Here is an 8393-nt window from a genome sequence, read left to right on the forward strand (position 1 = left end):
TAATTCATCACGTCCTTAAAAGAACGTGTTTCCTTGCCCGCTTTCAAAAATGAAATTTCTTTAATAATAGCACGGATTGACCCAGTAAGTACCCTTGAGCGCTGGTTTTACTTTTGGTGGAAATGGGGGGAGCTTCTGTTCCCTCCTAAAAATTATCGAAAAACCAATCAAAGTTTGTGATCCTTCCGTTAGTTTGAAAAATAGTGTCCGAAAGTTAAACGCTCATTTCACAAGCTAGGAATGGTGATCAGATTTGCAAAAATGCATTAATTAAGGCCTGAATGGCTAGAATAATCAAATTAGCTAGACAAATAATTCACGATGGTGATCACTTTTGCTTAACAATCATCGCCCTTTTGACTTAAAAATAAATGATAGCGCTTGCAAAACGAAAATGAGCATGTTATATTTCAGGTGTAGAAACGTCACACAGGTCGAAACAGGAGGTTCATGAAGATGAAAGCTGCAGTTTGGCATGGTGCAAAAGACATTCGGGTTGAAGATGTTGATCTGAAACCAACTAAGGATAACGAAGTGGTGGTTAAGGTTGCCTGGACTGGGATTTGTGGGAGTGACCTCCACGAATACCAAGAGGGACCAATCTTCATCCCGGTCGGCCACAAGGATAAATTAACCGGTGGTGAAGCTCCGGTGACCTTGGGCCACGAATTTTGCGGGGTAATTGAAAAGGTTGGTAAAGACGTTACCAAGTTTAAGGTTGGCGACCACGTTAGCGTTAACCCGACTGTCACCCACGGCAAGGTGCCCGACAACGTTGACGTATACGATGGCTACTCCTTCATCGGACTTGCTTGCGATGGTGGTTTAGCGCCGTTAGTTAACATCCCGGAAGAAAACCTCTACCTACTTCCAAAGGACTTCCCGTTGCGGATTGCAGCCACCATTGAACCAACGGCAGTGGCCGTTCAAGCCATCAAGGAAGGTGGCCTCAAGTTTGGTGAAAACGTGGCCATCTTCGGGGCTGGTCCAATTGGGGTCTTGGTAGCGGCGGCGGCCAAGGCGGCCGGGGCCTCCAAGATCATTGTTTCCGACCTGTCAGAGGTTCGTTTGAAGAAGGCCCTTGAAATGGGGGCGACCGACGTCATCAAGTCCGACCAAGAAGACGCCGTAAAGAAGATTAAAGAGCTCGTTCCGGGCGGGGTCGACGTCTCCTTTGAAGTGGCTGGGGTAAAGCCAACCTTTGACCAAGCCATCGAAGCCACTAAGGCACGGGGTACGATGGTAATTGTGGCCATTTACGGCCACCCAATCGAATTTAACCCAATGCAGCTGACCAATACCGGGGTTAAGATCACCAGCACAATCGCTTACTCCCGGGAAACCTTCCAACAAACGGTCGACCTGGTTACCAAGGGCTCGTTGGTTGTGGAACCGGTCATCACCAAGGAAATCACGATCGACCAAGTGGTATCCGATGGGTTTGAAGCCCTCACCAATGATAAGGCCCAAGCAAAGATTTTGATCAACGTCGATGGCGAAGACGACTAGTTAAAACAGTAAAAAAGAGACTGGAAAACGCAGCGTTTCCAGTCTCTTTTTGCGTTAGTAGATAATCGAGGCATGTCCCAGGTTCTCCGTCATCAGGCATCGACGTCAATAACGACCTTCCCCATGCTCTGGCCAGAGGCGAGGTAAGCGTGGGCGGCCGGCAGGTCCCTAAGGGCAAAGATGCGGTCGGGTTTCGCGGCTACCTGATACCTCTGCAGGTAGGAGAAGAGTTCGTTAATCTTTTCTTCTGTGACCGCCCCCGAGTAGCCCCCGGTCAGGTAGGCGCCCGGGGCGATGTCGGTGATCGGGTCAAAATGCTCTAGGGTCCACTGGTTGCCGAGTAGCCCCGTCACGCAGACGATCCCGCCCTCATTAACGTGGGTGAAGGTTTCCTTAACCGTCACCGGCCCGATCAATTCAAGGACCTTATCAAATTTTTCCGCCGTTTGGAGATGCCCGTTTTGGTCCTTAATCACGGTTGAGTAACCAGCGTCCTTCATCCGCGCGGCTTTGGCAAGTGAGCGTGAGGTGCCGGCGACGTAGGCTTGGGGGTCCTTGGCCCGGATCAAATTTAGCATGGCAATCCCGACCCCACTGGTACCACCGCGAATTAAGTAGCGGTCGCCAGGAGCGGGCCGGAGGTTCTTTAACGAAGTGTAGGCGGTGTAGTAAGTCTCGGGAAAGACGGCCAGCTGGGACCAAGGAAGGTCGGTCGTGACCGGGTAAATTTGTTGGTTAGGTAACAGGGCGTACTCGGCGTAACTACCGTCAAAGTTGCGCCCCATCTCCCCCATGATGGAAATGACGGCTTGTCCAACGGGTAGTCGTTGCGGGTCGGTCGTTTGGGCGATCTCCCCCACCCCTTCGATGCCGAGAATGCGGGGGAAATGCACCGTTGGCGATTGCCCCTTTCTAGTGTAGACCTCCGAGTGGTTAAGACCAAAGGCGTGAATCTTAACCAGTGACCACCCAGGGCGAAGTTGCGGGGTTGGTAGGTCAACGAGTTTTAGTTGGTCGGGTCCCCCGGCCTGGTAAATGACAATCGCTTTCATCAGGGCGCCTCCTCATTATTTAGTGCTAAACCGTGGTCGAAGAAAATGCTGCAGGATTCGTAAAATGGCGATGCTAACCAGGGTCAGGGCGACCGTCATGATGATCCCCCATAACAAGGGGGGCAACTGCTGGGTTTGGAGGCCTTCAAACAGCAAGTTTCCTAGCCCGCCGGCGTTGATGGTGGCGGCGATCGTAGCAATCGACATCGTTGACGCTAGGGCTACTTGGAGGCCCGAGAAAATCGCCGGGGTCGCCAGCGGTAGTTGAACCTTGAAAAAGACCTGCCGGCTAGTCATCCCCATTCCGTAGGCAACCTCAACTAAGCTAGGGTCAATTGCCCGGAGTCCGGTAATAAAGGTCCGCAAAAGGACGTACTCACTGTAAACGACTAAGACAACGGTAGCAGTAGTGTCGCCCAACCCGGTTAGCGGTAGGAGCAAGGCGAAAAAGGCGAAGCTCGGCACCGAATACAGCAGGGAAAAGACGTAGGTTAACCCAGTCAACAGCCGGTCGTGGTGTAAGCACAGCAGGATTAAGAGGGTGGCGATCAACAGGGCAATCAATAGCGACGTTAAGACGAGCTGGGCGTGCTGGGCGGTATCAGTTAGAATGGTGGTGGCGTTTTGGTTCCAATAAGTAATCATTGCAGTCGCCTCCAGAGTTCCTGGTTACGCTCCTCGGTTGCCAGTAGCTCTTCAACAAAGGGGCTCGCCGGGTGTTGGACGATCGTTTCCGGGCTGGCAAACTGTTCGAGGCGTCCCCTGTTCATCACCATGACCCGCTGCCCCAAATAAAGCGCCTCGTTAATGTCGTGGGTAACAAAGAAAAAGGTCTTATCGGCAAGCGAAGCGTGGAGGTTTTTGATTTCCTTTTGCAAATCAATCCGGGTTAAGGCATCTAGGGCGCCGAGCGGTTCATCAAAGAGGATGAAATCGGGGTTGGCGGCCAGGGCGCGGGCGAGGCCGACGCGTTGCTGCTGCCCCCCGGATAACTGGGCGGGGTAGCGATCAGCGTACTGGTCGCTGGGAAGTTTGACTAGGTCCAATAGTTCGTCAACTCGCTGGTCAATTTTAGCTTGCTCCCACCCCAACAGCTTAGGAACAACGGCGATGTTTTGCTTGATTGTCAGGTGGGGAAAGAGGGCAATCTGTTGGACCACGTAGCCGATGTGGCGCCGCAGGTCCACTTGGTTGTGCTCCGTTAATTTTTTACCACCGATCTTAACCGTGCCGCTGGTCGGTTGCCAAAGACCGTTGATCATTTTGAGGGTCGTCGTCTTCCCCGAGCCAGATGCCCCCAGCACGGTCACGAACTCCCCCTTGTTAATGGTAAAGGACAGGTCCGGGATGACCGTTGTTTGACCAAAGCGCTTAACGACGTGTTCAAATTCAATTTCGGGTTGGTTCATGGTTTTCCACCTTTCGGATGAGGAGGTCGAAGCCGACCATTGTGATTAAAGAGAGCATGGCGACGCTGGCCCCACCAATGATCACGTCGGCCATGTCATACAGGCCTAAGCCGGTAAAGATCAGGGTGCCTAACCCGCCGGCGCCGATATAGGTTGCTAAAGTGGCACTAGCAATAATTTCAATCAGGGCGAGCTTAATCCCGTTTAATAGATAGGGCAGGGCTAAGGGAACTTTTACTTGCCAAAGCAGTTGGCGTTCGTTCATTCCGAGGGCGACCCCTACTTCTTGGTAGATCGTCCCAACTTCATTAAAGCCTAGGATCGTGTTGATTAAAATTGGTGGGATGGCAAGAATGACCAGGGCGATTCCGGCCGGGACAACTCCGGTTCCAATCAGCGGAATCAAGAGGAATAAGAGCCCCAAGCTGGGGATGATCCGCAAGACCTGGGAAAATGATGAACAAATTAGGGCCACCTTGGGGTGTTTTGAGCCGAGGTACCCTAGCGGCAGGCTGATCAGCATGGCAATCACTAAGACCGAAAAGCTCAGTACCAGGTGTTGGCCCACGTAGCCCCAGTACTGGGCGTGGTTAGTTTGAAAGTAATGGATGATTTGCGTAAGCACGGTCAGGACCTCCGGTATTAATAAAGAAGAAAGTGGCAATAACTGACCTAGATCAGCTAGAATTGCTGTGATGGGGGCGTATTTTCCGCCTAATCAGCATAGAATAGTAAGGGGCCGGGAGAAAATTGGATTTTCCCCTAGCCCCCAATCCTAGTTAATATTTTTATTAAACCAGTTCTTAGCCACAGTTTGGTAGTTTTGCCCGTCGACGTCAACTTTTTTGTTTAATTCCGTCAGGGTTTTAGTTGTTAACTTCTTGTCGACCTGATTTAAGGCCTTAGCCATCTTCGGGTGCGACTTGAGGGTCGAATTCCGAACCAACGGGACCAAGTTATAGGCTGGCCACAGGTGCTTGTCATCCTTTAAGAGGGTGTATTTGTTGCCATTGGCCAGTTGCCCGTCGGTAGTCGAGACCGGCGCCGCATCCCCCTTGCCTTCGGAGAGGATCTTGTATTTCAAGCTGTCATCGTAGTCCTTTGAGGACTTGAAGTCGAACTTACCGTACTTTTTAACCATCCCCGGCAGGGCGTCGGCCCGTTGGTCAAATTCCCCTTGCGAGACGAAGCGAATTTTGTTGGCCTTCTTTTGCAGGTCGCTGATCGTGTAGAGGCCGTACTTTTTGGCTACCTTGGTGGTAACGGCGATCCCCTGTGAATCATTACCCGGTGCCGGTGTCAGGGTCGTTAACTTATACTTAGCGACCCCCTTCTTGGCGGCCGCCGCAATTTGCTTAGCGTTCTTATTGGTGGTGCTTTGCTTTAAGTAGGCGTCCACAATTGTCCCCGTATACTCGGGGTAAACGTCAATTTGCCCGGTTTGGACCGCCTTAAAAACGACCGAATTAGAGATATTTTGTTTACGGGTCACCTTGTAACCGGCCTTTTCCAAGGCCAGGGCGTAAATTTCACTGACGACCTTACTCTCGGTGAAACTCTTGGACCCGACGATAATCGGGGTCTTACTATTAGCGGCGAACCCGGTTGTTGGAAGGGCTAGGGCCCCCAAAGCAGTGACGGCAACGGTGGCCACCAGTCGCCGAACCCATTTTCTCATATTTAATCGCTCCTTTTTCTTAGTACTTGTGATTTCATAAGTAACAATAACACAATCGAATAGCTTATTCAAGGCTGGTGTGATAGGATTAGGTTATCAAAGTGTTTTTACTTGTAATTAATAATGGAACGAGGTGAGAAAATGCGTGCTTCAACCCGCTTTAGCGATGCTATCCATATTTTGTGCTTTCTGAAGGTTTACGAGGAGGCCCGAATCACGAGTGACCTCTTATCATCGAGTATCGGGATTTCACCGGTCATGGTACGGCGGTTAATGGGGAACCTACGGCAGGCTGGCTTAGTCCAAACTACCCAAGGGACGGCACAGCCACGGTTGGCTAGGGACCTGCAGAAGATTACCTTATACGATGTTTATTTGGCCGTCGAAGAGAGCGATGGTCCCCACCCCCTCTTCAACGTTAACCCCGATACTAACCCCCAGTGTAAGGTCGGTGGTCACATTCAACCAATCCTAGCCGAGGTATAGCGGCAGCGATGATTCGGTTCAATAACGTAACCGTAGCCGATATCGTGGACCAGATCAACTTGAAGTTGCACCAAGAAAAATTACAAGAATAAAAAGGAGCGTTCACGGTTTCCCGTAGCGCTCCTTTTTCTATTCAATTCGCTTTGCCTCCATTGAAAAGACAACCCGGTCGCTCAAACTGTTGTGAACCGTGCAGTACTTATCCATCGTCTTTAGGAGCCGGTCAATCGCCTTATCCGTCATTGAGGTCGCTAACTTAACCGTCACGTGAACGGTGGCAAGGGCCTTAGCGCGGCTCCCTGGTAGGTAATCGGTGGTCCCTTCAATCTCGAGCTCAAAGCGATTGACATCTAGTTGCTTGTGGCGGATCACGTCTAAGGCGGTCAGCGACAGGCAACCCCCGAGGGCCCCCAATAAGGATTGAACCGGGTTTGGCGCTGCATCCGTCCCTTCTTGGGTCAACGGTTCGTCAAGTAACCACTGGTGGGTGCCGTCGTTATTGATGACTTGGCAACCCACCTGGCGTAAAACGGTGTGAATTTGGTAATCGGCCATTAGTCTTCCTCCGTCATGTCCTTCATTAAAATGAAATCGGTCTGCGGGTCATCGCCCACCATGAAGGTATGTTGACTAACCCGCTTAAAGCCGTAGCGCCCATAGATCTTTTGGGCCGGGTAGTTATGTTCCCACACCCCTAACCAGACCCGCGGGACGCCCGATTTTTTAGCTTCTTGCATGGCAAAATCCATTATCTGCCGCCCTAGGTGGTGACCTTGGTATTTAACCCGCAGGTAGATGCGCTGTAATTCCATGGCGTCGGGGTAATCCGGTTCGGTTTGGGCGTCCTTCCAGGAAAGCTTCAAGAAGCCAACTACTTCCCCCTCTTCGTTTTTAAAGAAGTAGGTAGCGGTGTTGGGATCGGTTAATTCCGCTTCCATTGACTCGGTGGTGTAGTATTCCTTTAAAAAGGCCGCTATCTCGTCTGGCGGGGTGTTAGCGTCAAAGGTCGCCTTAAAGGTTTCCCAGGCTAACTGTTGTAAGACCCTCATTGAGGCGGGATCGGTGGTAACTAGTTCGGGGGTAATTTTCATTGGGCAAGCTCCTTAACTTTTCTTCCATTATAAACCGAATTAAAACTAGGCGCTATTAAATGCCCAGCCCGCCTAGCTTAGTGCTTCAACTTCAATTGGTTCTTACGCTGCTCCCCGGGAATTACCACGAAGACAATGATTACCAGGGTAATAGTGGCGCAGATCGTTGACATTAATAGTGATTGACGATAAGAAGCCACCCCATGGGTCATCCCACCGGTAACCCCAACGATTAAGGCAAGGCCAACGCTGGAACCGATCTGGTGTATCATGTTAATCAACCCAGAAGCGGCACCGGCATCTTTGGGAAGCGTGTTAGCGACCCCGGCATCGGTATAAAAGGGGGCCAGGTGACCGGCAAAATTAGTGAGTTGGTTTAAGAACTGCTTGACCGGGACCGCTGGCTGGCCCGACCAAACCGGGGACCCCACTAAAATAAGGTTATACTGATCCAGTTCCGGAATTGGGTTTGCCAGCGGTGGCAGCTCACCGGTTGCAAGCTGGTTCTTGGTGCGGTCGGAAGTGGCGTACATATCAGTTAAGTCATAAGTGCCTGCCGGGACCGCAATTTGGTATTGGTCAGCTCCTGGCAAGAGCTTGGCGATTTGGTCGGCTAAGCGTTTGGTGTGGCCAGACCAAGAGTAAGTGGCGATTAAAATCTTCTTTTCCATCCAAAACCCTCCTTAAAGTAAGGATAAATGAAGCGGTGCACCCCTTCAATTTCGTTTACGGGGGTTAACCATTACCAAAACTGATTAATAAACTGGTCGGGTGGCGCCTTCCGTAGTGGGATCGCCAATCCCAAGACTATCGTTAGCTCCCAGGGATGGGTCGGCAATGATGCGGCAGACCACGTCGGCAATGCTTCGGCGGGATCCCGAAACCCCGACGAACTGGTCGTGGCGGTGCGTCAGGGTGTAATTAACCTCCGGCCGGTCGTTAAGCCACGGTAAGCGTAAGGGGTATAAGTTAAAACAGACTCCGCCAGCAGTTGATCGGTCAGTACCGCCGTAGTCCCGGTTCCAGTCCCCGAATTCACCGGGCACTTCGTTGTAGAGGCCCAGTAGGCTGGTTTCTACCACCCGCTCGACCCCGTTTAACTTGGCGGCCGCAATGATGTTTTTGGTTGGCCGGTTAGTTTGGTCGTGATCCACGACGGCCGACCAGA

11 protein-coding genes are annotated in these 8393 nt (G+C 51.5%); 2 read left to right on the plus strand and 9 right to left on the minus strand.

Going from position 1 to position 8393, the window contains the following annotated elements:
• Positions 1–456: 456 nt before the first annotated feature.
• Entirely contained in the window at positions 457–1509 is a 1053-nt protein-coding gene (locus FG166_RS05120) for a 2,3-butanediol dehydrogenase (RefSeq protein ID WP_012391236.1), read from the plus strand.
• Between the two features lie 92 nt (positions 1510–1601).
• Here FG166_RS05120 and FG166_RS05125 read toward each other — a convergent pair whose 3' ends face one another.
• The 5 genes from FG166_RS05125 to FG166_RS05145 all read right to left on the minus strand — a co-directional run bounded on the left by FG166_RS05125 (position 1602) and on the right by FG166_RS05145 (position 5648).
• The gene (locus FG166_RS05125) at positions 1602–2561 is read right to left on the minus strand and encodes an alcohol dehydrogenase catalytic domain-containing protein (protein WP_003683040.1); all 960 of its coding nucleotides are present in this window, start codon (positions 2559–2561) and stop codon (positions 1602–1604) included.
• A 15-nt stretch (positions 2562–2576) separates the two neighbouring features.
• Positions 2577–3206, minus strand: coding sequence for an ABC transporter permease (locus tag FG166_RS05130; protein ID WP_003683039.1), 630 nt, complete (start codon positions 3204–3206; stop codon positions 2577–2579).
• Positions 3203–3970 carry an ABC transporter ATP-binding protein gene (locus FG166_RS05135; protein ID WP_003683038.1) on the minus strand — a complete coding sequence of 256 codons (768 nt, stop codon included), beginning with the start codon at positions 3968–3970 and terminating at the stop codon, positions 3203–3205. Before FG166_RS05135 ends, FG166_RS05130 begins: the two co-directional genes overlap by 4 nt.
• Positions 3951–4595, minus strand: coding sequence for an ABC transporter permease (locus FG166_RS05140; protein WP_003683036.1), 645 nt, complete (start codon positions 4593–4595; stop codon positions 3951–3953). The genes FG166_RS05135 and FG166_RS05140 overlap by 20 nt, the downstream gene beginning before the upstream one ends.
• A gap of 150 nt (positions 4596–4745) precedes the next feature.
• Entirely contained in the window at positions 4746–5648 is a 903-nt protein-coding gene (locus tag FG166_RS05145) for a glycine betaine ABC transporter substrate-binding protein (RefSeq protein ID WP_003684836.1), read from the minus strand.
• A 141-nt stretch (positions 5649–5789) separates the two neighbouring features.
• Between FG166_RS05145 and FG166_RS05150 the strand changes: the two genes are divergently transcribed.
• Positions 5790–6134, plus strand: a complete 345-nt coding sequence (locus tag FG166_RS05150) for an Rrf2 family transcriptional regulator (RefSeq protein WP_240839890.1) — start codon at positions 5790–5792, stop codon at positions 6132–6134.
• 129 nt (positions 6135–6263) lie between these two features.
• On the opposite strand, the gene FG166_RS05155 is transcribed toward FG166_RS05150, so the two are convergent.
• The 4 genes from FG166_RS05155 to FG166_RS05170 form a co-directional block, all read right to left on the minus strand.
• The gene (locus FG166_RS05155; RefSeq protein ID WP_003683030.1) at positions 6264–6689 is read right to left on the minus strand and encodes an OsmC family protein; all 426 of its coding nucleotides are present in this window, start codon (positions 6687–6689) and stop codon (positions 6264–6266) included.
• On the minus strand, positions 6689–7225 hold the full coding sequence (locus tag FG166_RS05160) for a GNAT family N-acetyltransferase (RefSeq protein WP_003683028.1): 537 nt from the start codon (positions 7223–7225) through the stop codon (positions 6689–6691). Before FG166_RS05160 ends, FG166_RS05155 begins: the two co-directional genes overlap by 1 nt.
• Positions 7226–7302: 77 nt before the next feature.
• Positions 7303–7896, minus strand: a complete 594-nt coding sequence (locus FG166_RS05165) for a flavodoxin family protein (protein ID WP_003683026.1) — start codon at positions 7894–7896, stop codon at positions 7303–7305.
• Between the two features lie 84 nt (positions 7897–7980).
• Positions 7981–8393: NAD(P)H-binding protein (locus FG166_RS05170; RefSeq protein ID WP_003683025.1), on the minus strand; the 413-nt coding region annotated here is incomplete at its 5' end.

The organism is Limosilactobacillus fermentum, assembly GCF_013394085.1.
GTDB lineage: Bacteria > Bacillota > Bacilli > Lactobacillales > Lactobacillaceae > Limosilactobacillus > Limosilactobacillus fermentum.